Origin of the sequence: Peribacillus sp. B2I2 (assembly GCF_041261685.1) — a bacterium.
GTDB lineage: Bacteria > Bacillota > Bacilli > Bacillales > DSM-1321 > Peribacillus.
Map to the genome: position 1 here is coordinate 1591318 of NZ_JBGCCB010000001.1, position 18178 is coordinate 1609495.

Here is an 18178-nt window from a genome sequence, read left to right on the forward strand (position 1 = left end):
AAAGGGTGTTGCTGTAAAGATGAATGAGAACGGGATAGGTTGTTATAACCATTCCGTGACCTCACGCTTCTTTATGACCTACACCCTGTCCTTAATGGCGGGGTGTTTTTTTATGCCCCGCATCACAAATGTGAAAGGAGCAGGATCGATGAAAAAATTATTGACGATGAATGAATTGACTATACCTGAAATTGAAAGAATTCTAGACGAGGCTGAGGGATTTGCCAATGGCTCGGGATGGAATCCTAAACAGCAGACCACAGTTGCCAATCTCTTCTTTGAACCAAGCACACGTACAAAATCAAGCTTTGAAATGGCTGAAAGAAAACTGGGCCTTGAGGTCATTCCTTTTGATGCGGGTACATCATCCGTGTTAAAAGGCGAAACCTTATATGACACTGTTAAAACGTTAGAAGCGATAGGCATCAATGCCTTGATCATCCGTCATGAGCAGGATAATTATTTTGACGAATTGAAAGGGAGGATAAAGATCCCGATAATCAATGCAGGGGATGGATGCGGGAATCATCCAACCCAGTCATTACTGGACTTATTGACGATAAAACAAGAGTTTAAAAGTTTCGAAGGTCTGAAAATTGCGATAATCGGGGATGTCAGGCATAGTCGGGTTGCGAAATCGAATGCAGAAGCATTAACTCGATTAGGAGCGAATGTCGTATTTTCAGGTCCGCCTGAATGGTTTGACAGAACAAACAGTTTAGGAAGGTATGAAGACATCGATCAAGCGGTAGCTACTTCGGATGTGGTCATGCTGCTCAGAATCCAGCATGAAAGGCATAATGAAAAATACGATCAGGCAAACGGAAATTATCTCGAAAGTTTCGGCCTGACCAAACAACGTGAAAAAAATATGAAACCGGATGCGATCATCATGCATCCTGCACCAATAAACCGCGGTGTTGAAATAGACAGTGATTTAGTCGAATGCAGCCGCTCAAGAATTTTCAAACAAATGGAAAATGGCGTGTTCATCAGAATGGCCGTATTAAAAAATGTGCTTGAACAATCTGAAGGGGGAATCATCCATGAAAACCGTAATCAAAAATGGAGTATTGCTAGATAATCAAAACTCATTCAAAAAAGCGGACATCGAAATAGAAGGAAAGGTCATCACAAAAATCGGCGAGAACCTGGCTACGGAAAATTGTAAGGTAGTTGACGCTGAAGGGTTACTCATTACATCGGGATTTATTGACCTGCATGTCCATTTACGCGAACCGGGCGGTGAACACAAGGAAACAATCGCAAGTGGAACGCTTGCAGCGGCAAGAGGCGGTTTCACTACTGTAGCGGCGATGCCTAATACTCGGCCCGTTCCTGATACAGTGGAAAACCTTGAAGCGCTTAACCGGAAAATTGAAGAAACGGCGCATGTCCGGGTACTCCCTTATGCATCCATAACGATTAGGGAAGCTGGCAAGGAATTGACCGACTTTTCTTCATTAAAACAAACGGGTGCTTTCGCCTTTACGGACGATGGCGTAGGAATTCAAGAAGCTGGGATGATGCTGGAGGCCATGAAGCGGGCAGCCGCTCAGGATATGGCCATAGTTGCTCATTGTGAAGATAATAGCTTAATCAATAAAGGCTCCGTCCATGAAGGAAGATTCTCAAAGGAACAGGGGATCAATGGAATTCCGTCGGTATGTGAAGCTGTACATATTGCCCGGGATATCCTCCTTGCGGAAGCGGCGGATTGCCATTATCACGTTTGTCATATATCCACGAAGGAATCGGTTAGAACGGTAAGGGATGCCAAACGCGCCGGTATCCGGGTCACAGCCGAAGTTACACCGCATCACTTATTATTGTGTGAAGATGATATACCGGGACTTGATACGAATTATAAAATGAACCCGCCTTTAAGGGGCCGTGAAGATCGGGACGCGTTGATAGAAGGACTGCTTGACGGAACCATCGATTTTATAGCAACAGACCATGCCCCGCATGCGGCTGAGGAAAAGGCTCAGGGAATGCAGCTAGCACCTTTCGGAATAGTAGGATTGGAAACGGCCTTCCCGCTGCTTTATACCGAATTGGTCAAAAAGGGCGTCTTAACATTAAAGCAATTAGTCGATTTCCTGACAATCAAACCGTCTGAATGTTTCTCCCTTCCATATGGAAAGCTTAAAGAAGGTGCTACTGCCGATATCGTGCTCATCGATTTGGAAACGGAAAAAGAAATCAATAATGAAGAGTTTGCTTCAAAAGGGAAAAATACACCTTTTAATGAAAAGAAATGTTATGGCTGGCCAGTCATGACGATTGCAGAAGGAAAAACAGCTTGGGAAAAAGGACGTGTTCAAGGATGAAAAGACAGCTTATTTTAGAAGATGGAACGGTTTTCCTTGGGGAAGCATTCGGAGGGGACGTAGAAAAAATAGGTGAAGTCGTTTTTAACACAGGAATGACAGGATACCAGGAGATTCTATCCGATCCATCTTATTGCGGTCAAATCGTTACACTTACGTATCCATTGATCGGGAACTACGGGATAAACCGGGATGACTTTGAATCCATCAATCCAGCGATAGCAGGATTCGTCGTTAAGGAAACAGCAGAACTTCCTTCTAACTGGCGAAGCCAAACATCCCTAGATGAATATCTGAAAATGAAGAACATACCTGGAATAAGCGGAATCGATACGAGAAAGCTGACAAGGATCATCAGGAAATCAGGTGCACTTAAAGGAGCGCTCTGCAATATCAATAAAGATGCAAAAGAGGTTGTTTCCCAGTTGAAAGCAACGGTGATTCCTTCTAATCAAGTGAAACAGGTTTCAACAAAATCACCTTATTCTAGCCCGGGCAGAGGCCCGCGGGTAGTTCTTGTAGACTATGGCATGAAGCATGGGATTTTACGTGAGTTGACGAAGCGCGGCTGTGATGTCGTGGTTGTGCCTTATAACGTCACTGCCGAGGAAGTGATGCAATATCATCCAGATGGTGTGATGCTTTCAAACGGTCCTGGGGATCCGAAAAGTGTTCATGAGACACTTGAAATGATCCGTACAATCCAAACGGAAGTGCCATTATTCGGAATCTGTTTAGGACATCAATTATTCGCACTTGCAAACGGGGCGGATACGGAAAAATTAAAATTCGGCCATCGAGGTTCAAATCATCCGGTTAAAGACCTTCGCACCGGGAAGATATCCATCACATCTCAAAATCATGGATATACAGTCGAAGAGTTTTCAATTGAAAAGACTGATCTTATTGTGACACATACAGCATTGAATGACGATACGATTGAAGGACTGCGCCATAAAAAATATCCAGCTTTCACCGTACAATATCACCCGGAAGCATCACCAGGGCCGGAAGACGCAAACTACTTATTCAATGAATTCTTACAAATGATTGAAGCTGCAAACACCAAGGGGGAAACAACATGCCAAAACGCACTGATATAAAAAGCATCCTAGTAATTGGTTCCGGTCCGATCGTCATCGGACAGGCCGCCGAGTTCGATTATGCAGGAACCCAAGCATGTATAGCCTTAAAAGAAGAAGGTTATCGAGTGATCCTGATCAACTCCAACCCTGCCACAATCATGACTGACAGTGAAATGGCTGATGCGGTCTATATCGAACCGATCACATTGGAATTTGTCAGCAAAATCATTCGTAAAGAGCGCCCGGATGCACTGTTACCTACCTTGGGCGGACAGACTGGCCTGAACATGGCCGTCGAGCTTGCCGAAGCGGGAATTCTTGAAGAATGCAATGTACAGATCCTTGGGACGAAACTTTCCGCCATCCAACAAGCGGAAGATCGTGACCTGTTCCGTACCCTCATGAACGATCTTGGAGAACCAGTACCAGACAGCGACATCATTCATAACTTGGAAGAGGCTTATACATTCGTGGAACGAGTCGGCTATCCGGTCATTGTTCGTCCGGCCTTCACGCTTGGCGGAACAGGCGGTGGGATTTGTGATGACGAAGAGCAACTGATTGAGATTGTTGAGGGTGGCCTGAAAAGCAGTCCAGTTCACCAATGTCTGCTAGAGAAGAGCATTGCCGGGTTCAAAGAAGTTGAATATGAAGTGATGCGTGATTCCAATGATAATGCAATAGTTGTATGTAATATGGAAAACTTCGACCCTGTCGGTGTCCATACTGGCGATTCGATAGTTGCCGCACCTAGCCAAACTTTAAGTGACAGAGAATATCAAATGCTCAGAAATACGTCTTTGAAGATTATCCGTGCCTTGAAAATTGAAGGTGGATGCAATGTTCAGCTTGCGCTAGATCCAAACAGCTATCAATATTATGTCATTGAAGTGAACCCAAGGGTCAGCCGTTCGTCGGCACTTGCTTCAAAAGCAACAGGTTATCCAATTGCAAAGCTTGCAGCAAAGATAGCAGTTGGTTTGACGCTTGATGAAATGATGAACCCGGTCACAGGTAAAACCTATGCGAGCTTTGAACCGGCCCTGGACTATGTCGTTACAAAGATTCCGCGCTGGCCTTTTGATAAGTTCGAAAGCGCCAACCGCAGGCTCGGGACACAAATGAAAGCGACCGGAGAAGTCATGGCAATCGGCCGTACATTCGAAGAATCCATCTTAAAAGCTGTTCGTTCCCTTGAAGCGGGTATATACCATCTTGAATTGAATGACGAGTTTGAGGATGAAAAAATAGAGAAACGGATCCGAAAAGCTGGAGATGAACGGTTATTCTATATCGGCGAAGCATTAAGAAGAGGGAAGACGATCGAAACCATTCACGAATGGAGCGAGATCGATTTATTCTTCTTGCATAAGTTGAAAAAGATAATCGACTTTGAAAAGGAACTTAAAGAACATTCCTTTGATAGTGAAGTATTGCAAAAGGCTAAAGAACTAGGGTTTTCTGACAAAACGATTGCAGAAATCTGGGAAGTTCCCGAAATTGACGTCTATGAGTACCGGAAAAAGCAAGGGATCATCCCTGTTTACAAAATGGTCGATACATGTGCTGCCGAGTTCGAATCGGAAACACCGTATTTTTATGGAACTTACGAAGATGAAAATGAATCCATCGTTACTGACAAGAAAAGTGTCATTGTTCTGGGGTCTGGCCCAATTCGGATAGGGCAGGGAGTAGAGTTTGATTATGCGACCGTACATTCGGTATGGGCAATTAAAGAAGCGGGATATGAAGCGATCATCATTAACAACAATCCCGAAACAGTTTCAACGGACTTCAGTATCTCCGACAAACTTTATTTCGAACCATTGACTCTTGAAGATGTCATGCATGTCATCGATTTGGAAAAACCAGAAGGGGTCATCGTCCAGTTTGGCGGACAGACAGCGATTAACCTTGCAGATGGTCTTGTTGAAAGAGGAGTGAAGATCCTTGGTACTTCACTTGAAGACCTGGATAGGGCGGAAAATCGTAATAAATTCGAAAAGGCACTTAAGGATTTAGGCATTCCGCAGCCAAAAGGTAAAACCGCAACATCGGTTGATGAAGCGATCGTCATTGCCGAAGACATTGGTTACCCGGTATTAGTAAGGCCATCGTACGTACTCGGAGGAAGAGCGATGGAAATCGTCTATAAACAAGAGGAATTGCTGCATTACATGAAAAATGCCGTGAAAATAAATCCAGATCATCCTGTCCTGATAGACCGCTACTTGACGGGTAAGGAAGTCGAAGTCGATGGCATTTCCGATGGCGAAACGGTCGTTATCCCAGGGATCATGGAGCATATCGAACGTGCCGGCGTCCATTCCGGTGATTCGATTGCAGTCTATCCGCCTCAAAATTTAACGGAAAAACAAAAAGAAGTAATCATCGACTATACGACCCGATTGGCAAAAGGCTTGAATATAATTGGTCTCTTGAACATTCAATATGTCATCAGCAATGAAGAAGTGTATGTCATTGAAGTAAATCCACGTTCTAGCCGAACCGTTCCATTCTTAAGTAAAATTACGAATGTGCCGATGGCTAACTTAGCAACGAAGGTCATCTTGGGCCACTCGCTTGAAAGCCAAGGTTACCAATCAGGATTAGTGCCAGAACAATCTGGGGTCTATGTGAAAGTGCCGGTCTTCTCTTTTGCGAAATTAAGAGGTGTGGACATTTCGCTTGGACCTGAAATGAAATCGACTGGTGAAGTAATGGGGAAAGATAGCACACTTGAAAAGGCTTTATATAAAGGCCTGGTCGCTTCCGGCTTCAAAATTGAAGGGCATGGTTCGGTCTTATTGACGATATCCGATAAAGATAAGCAAGAGGCGCTGCTTTTAGCAAGACGTTTCCATAATATCGGTTTCAAGCTGATAGCCACCAGCGGAACTGCTGCCCTATTGGAGCAATCCGGCATCCCGACTGCAATTGTCGGTAAAATTGGCGAAGAAGGTACAAACCTACTGGATGTTATCCGAAACGGGGATGCACAATTTGTCATTAACACTTTGACCAAAGGAAAGCAGCCGGAACGCGATGGTTTTAGAATCCGACGTGAATCGGTTGAAAATGGAGTGACATGCCTAACATCACTCGATACGGCAGAAGCCATTTTAAGAGTGATAGAATCCATGACCTTCTCGGCAGAAGCGATGGGAAAAACGGAAATAAGTCGTGAGGTGAGCTATATATGATCAAGAAGGAAAGAATGAAGGTGTTAACTCATAAAGAACTGGCCCCATCCATCTTTGAACTTACTCTGCAAGGTGAATTGGTTTCAGAGATGAAGCAACCAGGCCAGTTTGTCCAAGTCAAGACAACAGATGGTACTGAGCCATTGTTAAGACGCCCGATTTCAATTTCTTCTTATAATGGCAGTGAAAAACAGTTCACGATGATTTATAGGGCTGAAGGTAAAGGAACAACGTTGTTATCACAGCGTAAACAAGCAGAAGCGGTCGATATCCTTGGTCCCCTTGGCAATGGATTTCCCGTTCATGAAGCGAAGAAGGGCGAAACAGCGTTATTGGTTGGTGGTGGGATTGGTGTCCCGCCCCTGTATCAATTATCACAGATGTTGGTTGCGAATGGTGTCAGGGTAATCCATGTATTGGGCTTCCAGACCAAGTCAGCCATCTTTTATGAAAAAGAGTTTAGTGAATTAGGTGATACCCATATTGCCACAGTGGATGGTTCATATGGGACAAAAGGATTTGTTACGACTGTAATTGACAACCTGGAGCAGGAGTTTGCAACGATCTTTTCATGCGGCCCTACACCAATGTTAAAAGCATTGGAAGCGGGCTATCGTGAGAAAAAACTTTTCTTGTCCCTCGAGGAAAGGATGGGTTGCGGCATCGGTGCATGCTTTGCCTGCGTATGTCATACAGGGGATGATCCAACTGGTTTCAGTTATAAAAAGGTATGCAGTGATGGACCTGTATTCCGGGCAGGAGAGGTGCTATTATGAACAGGCTTTCAGTTGAGTTACCAGGATTACACTTGAAAAACCCGGTCATGCCAGCATCTGGATGCTTTGGTTTCGGCCGTGAATACAGTCAATTTTTCGACTTGGATATTCTTGGAGCGATCATGATCAAAGCGACCACTCCTGAACCGAGGTTCGGTAACCCGACTCCGCGTGTAGCGGAGACCTCTTCGGGAATGCTGAACGCCATCGGGCTGCAGAATCCAGGTTTAGAAAAGGTCATCAGTGAAGAACTGGCATGGCTAGGTGGGTATGATGTCCCAATCATCGCCAACGTTGCGGGTTCACAAATAGCTGACTATGTAAAGGTAGCCAGTGACATAAGTAAGGTCGGGAATGTAAAAGCACTCGAATTGAATATCTCTTGTCCGAATGTAAAAGAAGGAGGCATAGCTTTCGGGACGGTACCGGAAGTTGCCAAAGAGGTAACCAAGGCGGTCAAGGAAGTATCTTCGGTTCCTGTATATGTAAAGCTTTCACCGAATGTCAGTAACATTGTGGAAATGGCCAAAGCTGTAGAAGAAGGCGGAGCCGACGGGTTGACAATGATAAACACATTAGTCGGCATGCGATTGGATTTAAAAACTGGCAAGCCGATCCTTTCGAACAGAACGGGTGGGTTATCTGGTCCTGCAATAAAACCGGTTGCTCTCCGGATGATTTATGAGGTAAGCCAGCAAGTGTCGATTCCAATAATCGGAATGGGCGGAATCGCTACAGCAGAAGACGTCATTGAATTTTTCTATGCAGGTGCCAGTGCTGTGGCGGTGGGAACTGCCAACTTCGTGGATCCCTTCGTATGCCCGACCATCATAGAAGATTTACCGAAATTGTTGGATGAGCTGGGATTTGACCATATCTCAGAATGTACCGGAAGGAGCTGGAAGCAGAATGAAGCAGTCATTAATTATCGCTCTTGATTTCCCTAATCTCATTCAAACAGAGAGATTCCTTAAACAGTTCCCCTCGGAAAAACTTGCTGTAAAAGTGGGGATGGAATTATTTTATCAGAATGGACCATCAATTATTTCTTTCGTAAAAGAGCAAGGCCACGATGTGTTTTTGGACTTGAAGCTTCATGATATTCCGAATACTGTCAAAATGGCCATGACAGGTTTGGCAACTTTAGGAGCTGACATGGTCAATGTACATGCGGCGGGTGGCCAAAAGATGATGGAAGCAGCTATGGAGGGTCTTGATAAAGGAACGTCCGCTGGTAAAAAGCGTCCGTTATGCATAGGGGTTACCCAACTGACTAGCACGTCACAAGAACAAATGAATGATGAGCAAAACATTGCCGGATCTCTGGAGGATTCGGTCCTCCATTATGCAAAACTTACTCAACAGGCTGGATTGGATGGCGTCGTCTGTTCCACACATGAAGTAAAGAACATACATGAACGCATCGGACATGAATTCTTAACGGTCACACCTGGAATCCGAAGTGCAGGTGGACAGACGCATGATCAAAAGAGAATTGCCACGCCTGAACAGGCAAGGGATTTTGGAGCGGATGCCATCGTTGTAGGGAGAGCCATAACGGGGGCGAAAGATCCATTAAGGGCGTATTTGGATATGAAAGCAGCTTGGGAGGGAATATCATGATAAATCAAAAGATAGCTGAACATTTATTGGAAATAAAAGCAGTGTACCTACAGCCGAATGACCCCTTTACTTGGGCATCAGGAATTCAATCACCCATTTATTGCGACAACCGCTTAACCCTTTCATACCCAGAGGTTCGCAATGAAATAGCGGAAGGTTTGAAAGGATTGATTGAACAGCATTTCCCTGAGGTTGAACTGATCGCAGGCACTGCAACTGCTGGCATTCCGCATGCTGCTTGGGTGAGTGAAAAATTAAATGCACCGATGTGCTATGTCCGCTCGAAAGCTAAAGAGCACGGAAAGGGTAATCAAATCGAAGGCCGCGCTGTTCCAGGACAAAAAGTGGTTGTTGTGGAAGACTTGATTTCAACCGGCGGCAGTGTGATTACTGCTGTTAACGCGTTGAAAGAAGCTGGCTGTGATGTTCTTGGAGTCGTTTCGATCTTTACTTACGAATTGGAAAAGGGAAAAGAAAAATTCGATGCTGCGGGCATCACTAACCACTCGTTGAGTGACTACTCGACTTTGATAAAAGTCGCTAATGAAAAAGGGTATATCACAGAAGATGAATTGGAAAAGTTGAAAAAATGGCGGGAGAATCCGGCAGATACCGCTTGGATTTCAGCATGAAAATAGAGGTGACCCAATCACACAGGATTGGGCCACCTCTATTTATTTATATACCATTCAATCCTTTACCGCTTCCTTTAAGCGAATGACGATATCGGCATCTGGTGTAATATATACGGTCTGCTGTTGCTCATAAATCACGAAACCGGGCTTTGAGCCATTCGGTTTCTTAACATGGCGAACTTGTGTGAAGTCAACGGGCACTGAGCTCGATTGCTTTGCTTTACTGAAGAAAGCTGCTAATACGGCTGCCTCTTTTATCGTTTTTTCACTTGGTGATTCATTTCGAATCACAACATGGGATCCAGGGATATCTTTGGTATGAAGCCATATTTCATCACGGCGTGCAAACTTATTCGTTAGATAATCATTTTGTTTATTATTTTTTCCGACAAAAATGAGATCTCCATCCGTAGCATAATATGTTTCAAGCTGCGGTTTTGCATTTGCAGGCTTTTTCATGCCTTTTTTCTTTTTTTGCCGAATGTACCCTTCTTCCTGAAGTTCTTCGCGAATCTCCTCTATATCTTTGGGTGAAGCTGATTGGAGCTGCTGATGCAAGGCTTCAAAGTAGGCCAATTCCAATTTTGTCTTTTCAATTTGTTCTTGAACGACACCGACTGCATTTTTGGACTTTTGGTACCTAGAGAAGTACTTTTGTGCATTATCGGATGGATTTTTTAAGGGGTCAAGCGGAATGGTGACCGTATTCTGTTCTTCATCATAATAATTGACGACTTCGATTTCCTTCATGCTTTTTTTCATTTGATATAGATTAGCTGTAAGCAGTTCACCGAATAATTGATACTGTTCTCCCCGTTCCGTATCTTTTAATGTACGTTCGAGCTTGCCGATTTTTTTTGAGTTCTTTTCGATTTCATTGGAAATGAAACGTTCTACATCCTGACTCTTTTGCTTAACTCGATCTCGTTCTGCCTTTCCGAAATAATAGCGGTCGAGCATCTCGCTTAATGAAGAAAACGTACGCTGTTTTCCTGTTAGATGCTCTAGTGAAAGCATATAAAAAACTTCTTTATTGCCATCTTGTTTGATCGACGCAGCATATTTATGTTCCGAGATTTCTTGGATAAGGCCTGAAAAAGCTAATGGAAGGGTGGTGCTGTTGGCTAATCCAGCCCGGTAAACGGCTTCCTTTGCAACCAATGGTGAAATTCCTGAAAAATGGGCAACAAGCTGTCGATCTAGTTTTCCTGCATTGAAGTCAATATTCTTCCTAATATCGTCTTCAGTAGCATTGAAGGGATTATCCTTTGCTTGTGCGGGTGGCACCTTATATTCCTGGCCTGGCAATATCGCCCGATAACTGTTCACGGCATGGGAAACATGCTTAATGCTGTCTAAAATCATATTCCGTTCTTTATCGACTAAAACAATGTTGCTGTGACGCCCCATAATTTCAATGATTAATTGCTTTTGAGAGACATCGCCAAGCTCATTGCGGCCCTTCACCTCAAAAATGATCATCCTATCAAGTTCATACTGATAAATATCTTCTATCGTATAGCCTTCGAGGTGCTTTCTAAGAAGCATGCAGAACATGGGTGCTTCTTTAGGATTTTCATAACTTTCCTCGGTCAATTGCACCCTTGAATAACTTGGGTGTGCCGATAATAAGAGCTTATGGTTCTTACCTCCAGCACGAACAACCAGTATTACTTCATTTTTATAAGGCTGATGTACTTTATTGATTCGTCCACCTTTTAATAAAGAAGCGATTTCTTCCGTCATCGCTTTCGTAAATAATCCATCAAATGACATTCTATTTTTACTTCCTTTACATAAGATTTTCTAAGATACTCATTTTGCTAGGCGTTATCAATGCATCAGGGCTGTCCATTATAGCTGTAGCGAACTGGGTGAAAAGCTGCAGTTCAGGTATATTGAATGGATGCTTTTTGTTAGGTTCCTGAGATTAATTGCAAATTTAGACCATTCATCATTAATGGCGGTCGTTCATTCATTATATTATCCGAATCGTTCTTCTTTCCGCAATTCTGTTTAATTATAGCATTATTTTGGACGAGTCTGAATAATCATGGAAGAAGAGCAGGTTGTTTTATGTATCGGTAAGCAGGCAGGTGTTGGATGAGTAAAGCAAAGAGCGCCTGTTGAGATGTATACAGGAGCCTATTTCATTCTATTCAAAGGGATGTGTGATACTTGATGGAGTTCAAGGAAATGAATAATCAAGAAATGGAGAAAGCGCTTCAAACAAACGTTACACACGGTTTGGACGATGATGAAGTAAAGGACAGGCTGCGTAAGCATGGCTTTAACGAATTGAAGGAAGGAGAAAAACAGTCTGCCATTCTTTTATTTTTCGCCCAATTCAAAGATTTCATGGTCATAGTTTTACTTGCCGCGACATTGGTCTCAGGGATATTAGGTGAATATATCGATGCGATTGCCATCATGGCGATTGTTTTTTTGAATGGATTACTTGGGTTTTTTCAAGAACGGAAGGCAGAAAAATCCCTGGATGCCCTAAAGGAAATGGCAGCGCCGCAAGTTAACGTTCTTCGGGATGGCCAATGGCTGAAAATCCCTTCAAGAGAAGTCGTTATAGGGGATATCCTGAAATTCTCGAGCGGTGACCGAATTGGTGCCGATTTACGGATCATCGACCATTCAAGCCTTGAAATAGAAGAGTCTGCACTTACCGGCGAGTCTCTTCCCGCCGTTAAATGTTCCGATCCGTTGATGAATGAGGTCGAAGGTATCGGTGATCAGGAAAATATGGCTTTTATGGGAACGATGGTTACAAGAGGAAATGGAGTCGGAATCGTAATCGCTACAGGTATGAACACGGCGATGGGCAAGATTGCGGACCTCCTGCAGACTGCAGAAACAAAAGAAACACCTCTTCAACGGAGGTTGGAGCAGCTAGGGAAAATTTTGATCGTCACGGCTTTAATATTAACCGTAATCGTGGTCCTGACTGGCGTCATTCAAGGGCATGACCTCTATACGATGTTTTTGGCCGGGGTATCCTTGGCTGTTGCAGCGATTCCCGAAGGCTTGCCAGCCATTGTGACCGTAGCCTTGTCTTTAGGCGTTCAGCGTATGATCAAACAAAAAGCGATAGTCCGCAAGCTTCCTGCCGTAGAAACGCTTGGCTGCGCAACGGTGATTTGCTCAGATAAGACAGGTACACTGACACAAAACAAAATGACAGTGACGAAGGTTTGGAGTGGAGGAAAAACTTGGAATGTCGGCGGGACTGGTTATAATCCTGTCGGAGAGTTTTCTTTAAATGGAGTTTCAGTTGCCCCGAAAAACCATAATGCCTTGCTTCAAATGATTACTTTCGGCATGCTCTGTAACAAAGCTGAGTTAAACGAGAATGGTAAACAGTTTATATTGGACGGTGATCCGACAGAAGGGGCGATGTTGGTCGCAGCCATGAAAGCGGGTTTGACGAGGGAACACTTGTCTAAGAAGTTTACGATAGTCAAGGAGTTTCCATTTGACTCGAGCCGCAAAATGATGAGTGTCATAGTGAAGGATGAAAAAGATAATCATTTCGTCATCGTAAAAGGGGCCCCTGACGTATTGATCGCCCAGTCCGACACGATTCTTTGGGAAGGAAAGTCGGAAATATTGAATCAGAGGAGTATGGAAAGGGTGCAACAGGACATGAATGAGCTTGCCTCACAGGCACTTCGAATGATTGCCGTTGGTTATAAACCCCTTTCAAAAGGAACGATTTTGCTTCATGAAACCGAAGCTGAGCACAATTTAACCTTCATGGGACTGCAGGGCATGATCGATCCCCCACGTCCGGAAGTGAAGCAGGCAGTTAAGGAATGCCGGGATGCCGGGATCAAAACTGTCATGATTACTGGCGACCATGTCATAACCGCAAAGGCAATAGCTAAAGAACTTGGTATTTTAAAAGGAAAAGACCGTGTACTTGAAGGACGGCAATTGGCGGACATGGAAGTCGGGGAACTTGAGGAAGTTGTTGAAAGTGTTTCGGTATTTGCCCGCGTTTCCCCGGAACATAAGTTAAAAATAGTAAAAGCCTTGCAAAATAAAGGACATGTCGTTGCAATGACAGGGGATGGTGTCAATGATGCACCTGCGATAAAATCAGCGGATATCGGTATATCCATGGGTATCACGGGGACTGATGTCGCTAAGGAAGCTTCCTCCTTGATTTTGGTTGACGATAATTTTGCCACCATTAAATCGGCCATCAAAGAAGGCAGGAATATTTATGAAAACATAAGGAAGTTCATCCGTTATTTGCTTGCCTCCAATGTTGGGGAGATTTTGGTCATGTTTTTTGCGATGCTATGTGCCTTGCCACTGCCTTTGATACCAATCCAGATCTTATTCGTAAACCTTGTTACGGACGGACTGCCTGCGATGGCGTTGGGCTTGGATTCGGCAGAAGAAGATGTAATGAAAAGAAATCCACGAAATGCTAACGAAGGTGTTTTCGGAAGAGGGCTTGGCTGGAAAATCATCTCACGCGGTTTTCTGATTGGGATCTCTACATTGATAGCATTTTATGTCGTATACCGTTCAAATCCGGATAACCTTGCTTATGCACAAACAATCGCATTCGCTACCCTGGTATTAGCTCAACTAATACATGTTTTCGATTGCCGAAGTGAACGTTCGATCTTCTCGAGAAACCCATTCGGTAACCTATATCTAGTCGGGGCGGTACTGTCCTCCCTATTATTAATGCTTGCCGTCATGTATGTGCAGCCCTTGCAAACAATCTTCCATACGGTACCGATTTCGGGAAGGGATTGGCTATTGGTAATAGGAATGGCATCGATCCCAACTTTTTTACTGGCTGGAACCTTTTTAGCAAGAAAAGCACAATGAAATATGATATAATCTTTAAGGTGGTAGAGTCTTGCTCTATTGCCTTTTTATTTTTTTGTAGTATTTTATTTGTAAGCTAAAGTTTTCGTGCTGTAGCTATTATATAAATGAATGTAAACGTCAAATTACTACATTATGTTTGATAGGATGTGGAACCATGGTTACCAGTATGACGGGCTATGGAAGAGAAGAAGCGGAAAACGAACAGGTCAAGATTTTTGCCGAAATTAAGACAGTGAACCATCGTTTTTGTGAATATACGATTCGAATGCCGCGCCAGCTTTTGGTTTTGGAAGAAAAGGTGAAGAAAAAGGCGAATCAATACATAAGAAGGGGACGGGTGGAAATCTTCATTACTGTGGAAGGTGAGAGCCTGGTTTCCAAAAAGGTGAAGATCGATTGGGATCTTGCTGATCAATATGTGGGTTTGATGGATGAAGTCAAGGGAAAATACAATCTGGAAAGTTCCATTACATTACAGGATATGCTGCAACTTGAGTCGATTTTCGTGACGGAAGAAGTACCTGCGGTTCCTGTAGTTTTGGAATCCCTGTTATTGAAGGCTGTTACGGGGGCATTGGAAAATCTAAAAAAAATGCGGACTCTGGAAGGTCAGGAACTGGCCTTGGACATGAAACACCAGCTTGAAAAGTTTGGTGAGATTGTTGCAGGAGTCAAAAACTATGCACCTTCAGTCGTCGGGAAATATAAAGCCCGTTTGGAAATCAAGCTAGCCGAGTTGACGGAGGGATTGATTGAAGATAGCCGTATTGTGACGGAAGCGGCCATTTTTGCTGATAAATGTGATATAAATGAAGAACTGACCAGACTCGAAAGCCATATACAGCAATTTTCAAGGACGCTTACCCATAGTGAACCAATTGGAAGAAAACTCGACTTCCTTGTTCAGGAAATGAACAGGGAAGTCAATACGATTGGATCAAAGGCAAATGATTCGGCCATTACCAAAGAAGTGGTGGAAATGAAAAGTCTGCTTGAAAAATTAAAGGAACAGGTTCAAAATATCGAGTAGTCGGTTTATGATGAACCTAACAAGGTGACAATAGAATATGAATGGGGGACAAAAATGTCAATTAAGCTCATTAATATTGGTTTTGGGAATATCGTTTCCGCAAACCGGATCGTATCCATCGTGAGCCCTGAATCGGCTCCGATTAAAAGGATTATCCAAGACGCCCGAGACCGCGGATCCTTAATAGATGCTACATATGGTAGAAGAACTAGGGCCGTTATAATTACAGACAGCGACCATGTCATCTTATCTGCCGTTCAACCGGAAACGGTTGCCGCACGGCTTCAAGATAGAGATGACAGCGTAGAAGAGGGGTAACTGAAACAATATGAGAGAAAAAGGTTTATTAATCGTTTTGTCCGGTCCATCCGGTGTTGGTAAAGGAACAGTAAGGAAGGCGATTTTTTCCCAGCCTGGAACGGCATTTGAATATTCAATTTCGATGACGACACGGCTGCCTCGCCATGGAGAAGTGGACGGAGTGGATTATTTCTTCAAAAAACGCGAGGAATTCGAAGCACTGATCGAAGAAGGAAAATTGCTGGAATATGCTGAGTTCGTCGGTAATTATTATGGAACACCGGTGGATTATGTCCGTGAAACAATTGATTCCGGAAAAGATGTATTTCTGGAAATTGAAGTTCAAGGAGCTAAACAGGTCAGGGAGAAATTCCCTGAAGGACTTTTCATTTTCCTTGCTCCTCCAAGCTTGACTGAGCTTGAAAGCCGCATCGTTACTCGCGGAACCGAGACGGAGGAAGCGATAAAAGGTCGGATGAAAGTGGCCAAGGAAGAAATAGAACTTATGGATCTTTATGATTATGTTGTAGAAAATGATCATGTGGATGCCGCATGTGCTAGAATTAATGCAATTGTGATTGCCGAGCATTGCCGTCGGGAAAGAGTTGCTGTTTTATATAAAAAAATGTTGGAGGCGGAATAAACTATGTTATATCCATCAATTGATTCACTATTACTTAAAATCGATTCAAAATACTCGCTTGTATCAGTGGCAGCTAAACGTGCCAGGGAAATGCAAATTAAAGATAATTGCCTTATAACCAAACCGGTCTCCCATAAATCCGTAGGTCGTGCCCTTGAAGAAATTCATTCAGGTAAATTGACTTACGATAATTCTTACGAAGAAAACTAAGAGAACACATAAGCTTGACCTATCGGGCCTGACACCCTAAAGCAAACAGGATGCGTTACATTTGGAAAGTTGCTTCCTTCCTGCGGCCAAGGTGTCAGGCCTGTTTGTTTTGATTTTTCAAAAGTAACGGAAGAATTGATCTAGCGGGGAAAGAGATGGATTGTTTACGGAAATCCATATATTTATTGCGCATTTCAAATGAAATTTCTTCTGTTATGCTTCATAATTGATAAAAATAGAATGTATAGTTAGGGGAAATTTGCATGCTTATCGATAAAAAAGTACTTCTTTGTGTCACCGGCGGGATTGCTGTATATAAGGCTGCTGCCCTGACAAGTAAATTAACTCAGGAAGGAGCGCATGTTAAAGTAATCATGAGTGAATCGGCACGTAAGTTCGTGACGCCGCTCACTTTTCAAGCACTTTCGAGAAATGATGTGTACACAGATACATTTGATGAGAAGGATTCTTCAGTCATTGCCCACATCGACTTGGCTGATTGGGCTGACATCATACTTTTGGCTCCAGCTACAGCGAATGTCATTGGCAAGGTAGCCAATGGCATCGCGGATGATATGATCACGACCACACTTCTGGCAACGGAGGCACCAGTTTGGGTAGCGCCGGCAATGAACGTCCATATGTACGCCCACCCAGCGGTTCAGAAAAACATGGAGACACTTCGTACGTTCGGATATCAATTCATTGAACCGGGTGAAGGGTATTTGGCTTGCGGTTATGTAGGGAAGGGACGATTGGAGGAACCGGAAACAATTGTCGAACAGCTCAATCTTTATTTCGGTGAACGGAAATCACAGCCTCAGCCACTAAAGGGAAAGAAATATTTGATAACGGCAGGACCGACTCGTGAAGCAATTGATCCGGTGCGTTACGTGACGAATCATTCCAGTGGGAAAATGGGCTATGCCCTAGCTGAGCAGGCAATTGAAATGGGCGCTGAGGTGACATTGATTACTGGCCCAGTGAATTTGATGCCACCTTCCAAGGCTAGAGTAATACCTGTGGAATCGGCAGCAGATATGTACGATGAGGTATTCGATCAGTTCGATACCAGTGACGTCGTAATCATGACGGCTGCGGTGGCGGATTATAAACCGAAGATTTTTCATGCTCAAAAGATGAAAAAGCAGCCAGGGGAAAATGTGATTGAATTTGAACGGACAAAGGATATCCTTAAGGAACTCGGTGAGAATAAAACCCATCAGATCTTGGTGGGATTTGCGGCGGAAACCAACAACGTTGAAGAATACGCAAGAGGGAAATTAGTGAAAAAGAATGCAGATATGATCGTTGCCAATAATGTTACCATCGCAGGGGCAGGGTTTGGAACGGATACGAACATCGTGACCATTTACGATAAAGATGGAAGTGCTACCGAACTTCCAAAAATGAGTAAAGCGGATATAGCTAAAAGCATCCTGGCAGAAGTATCTCGCATGCAAAAGGAATGATGTCT

General features: G+C 43.7%; 15 protein-coding genes. 14 read left to right on the forward strand and 1 reads right to left on the reverse strand.

What is annotated here, in order from left to right:
* The first annotated feature begins 148 nt into the window (after positions 1–148).
* The 8 genes from ABIE66_RS08110 to pyrE are packed head-to-tail and all read left to right on the forward strand — an operon-like array spanning position 149 to position 9652.
* Positions 149–1084 (forward strand): aspartate carbamoyltransferase catalytic subunit, encoded by a 936-nt coding sequence (locus ABIE66_RS08110; protein ID WP_370014372.1) that lies wholly within the window; start codon positions 149–151, stop codon positions 1082–1084.
* A complete protein-coding gene (locus ABIE66_RS08115; protein ID WP_370014373.1) occupies positions 1047–2333 on the forward strand; it encodes a dihydroorotase in 1287 nt (428 codons plus the stop codon). The genes ABIE66_RS08110 and ABIE66_RS08115 overlap by 38 nt, the downstream gene beginning before the upstream one ends.
* Positions 2330–3436, forward strand: a complete 1107-nt coding sequence (locus ABIE66_RS08120; RefSeq protein ID WP_370014374.1) for a carbamoyl phosphate synthase small subunit — start codon at positions 2330–2332, stop codon at positions 3434–3436. The genes ABIE66_RS08115 and ABIE66_RS08120 overlap by 4 nt, the downstream gene beginning before the upstream one ends.
* Positions 3415–6621: a carbamoyl-phosphate synthase large subunit gene (carB, locus tag ABIE66_RS08125; RefSeq protein ID WP_289324347.1), complete on the forward strand. Its 3207-nt coding sequence runs from the start codon at positions 3415–3417 to the stop codon at positions 6619–6621. Before ABIE66_RS08120 ends, carB begins: the two co-directional genes overlap by 22 nt.
* Positions 6618–7397: a dihydroorotate dehydrogenase electron transfer subunit gene (locus tag ABIE66_RS08130; RefSeq protein ID WP_063231913.1), complete on the forward strand. Its 780-nt coding sequence runs from the start codon at positions 6618–6620 to the stop codon at positions 7395–7397. The genes carB and ABIE66_RS08130 overlap by 4 nt, the downstream gene beginning before the upstream one ends.
* Positions 7394–8335 (forward strand): dihydroorotate dehydrogenase, encoded by a 942-nt coding sequence (locus ABIE66_RS08135; protein ID WP_370014375.1) that lies wholly within the window; start codon positions 7394–7396, stop codon positions 8333–8335. Before ABIE66_RS08130 ends, ABIE66_RS08135 begins: the two co-directional genes overlap by 4 nt.
* Positions 8307–9020 carry an orotidine-5'-phosphate decarboxylase gene (gene pyrF, locus ABIE66_RS08140; RefSeq protein WP_370014376.1) on the forward strand — a complete coding sequence of 238 codons (714 nt, stop codon included), beginning with the start codon at positions 8307–8309 and terminating at the stop codon, positions 9018–9020. Before ABIE66_RS08135 ends, pyrF begins: the two co-directional genes overlap by 29 nt.
* The gene (gene pyrE, locus ABIE66_RS08145; protein WP_370014377.1) at positions 9017–9652 is read left to right on the forward strand and encodes an orotate phosphoribosyltransferase; all 636 of its coding nucleotides are present in this window, start codon (positions 9017–9019) and stop codon (positions 9650–9652) included. Before pyrF ends, pyrE begins: the two co-directional genes overlap by 4 nt.
* A 57-nt stretch (positions 9653–9709) precedes the next feature.
* Here the strand turns inward: pyrE and ABIE66_RS08150 are convergent, their stop codons facing one another.
* Positions 9710–11431 (reverse strand): Rqc2 family fibronectin-binding protein, encoded by a 1722-nt coding sequence (locus ABIE66_RS08150; protein ID WP_370014378.1) that lies wholly within the window; start codon positions 11429–11431, stop codon positions 9710–9712.
* Positions 11432–11836: 405 nt separating this feature from the next.
* On the opposite strand from ABIE66_RS08150, the gene ABIE66_RS08155 reads away from it, so the two are divergent.
* From ABIE66_RS08155 to coaBC, 6 genes are all read left to right on the forward strand, one after another.
* Entirely contained in the window at positions 11837–14515 is a 2679-nt protein-coding gene (locus tag ABIE66_RS08155; protein ID WP_370017000.1) for a calcium-translocating P-type ATPase, SERCA-type, read from the forward strand.
* A gap of 157 nt (positions 14516–14672) precedes the next feature.
* Positions 14673–15548 (forward strand): YicC/YloC family endoribonuclease, encoded by an 876-nt coding sequence (locus ABIE66_RS08160; RefSeq protein ID WP_289324350.1) that lies wholly within the window; start codon positions 14673–14675, stop codon positions 15546–15548.
* 54 nt (positions 15549–15602) lie between these two features.
* Positions 15603–15866, forward strand: coding sequence for an extracellular matrix/biofilm regulator RemA (gene remA, locus ABIE66_RS08165; RefSeq protein ID WP_034313813.1), 264 nt, complete (start codon positions 15603–15605; stop codon positions 15864–15866).
* Between the two features lie 10 nt (positions 15867–15876).
* Complete coding sequence (gene gmk / locus ABIE66_RS08170) at positions 15877–16491, forward strand: guanylate kinase (RefSeq protein ID WP_034313809.1); 615 nt, start codon at positions 15877–15879, stop codon at positions 16489–16491.
* Between the two features lie 3 nt (positions 16492–16494).
* Positions 16495–16701, forward strand: a complete 207-nt coding sequence (gene rpoZ / locus ABIE66_RS08175) for a DNA-directed RNA polymerase subunit omega (RefSeq protein WP_101224607.1) — start codon at positions 16495–16497, stop codon at positions 16699–16701.
* Between the two features lie 263 nt (positions 16702–16964).
* A complete protein-coding gene (gene coaBC / locus ABIE66_RS08180) occupies positions 16965–18173 on the forward strand; it encodes a bifunctional phosphopantothenoylcysteine decarboxylase/phosphopantothenate--cysteine ligase CoaBC (protein WP_289324351.1) in 1209 nt (402 codons plus the stop codon).
* Positions 18174–18178: the final 5 nt, after the last annotated feature.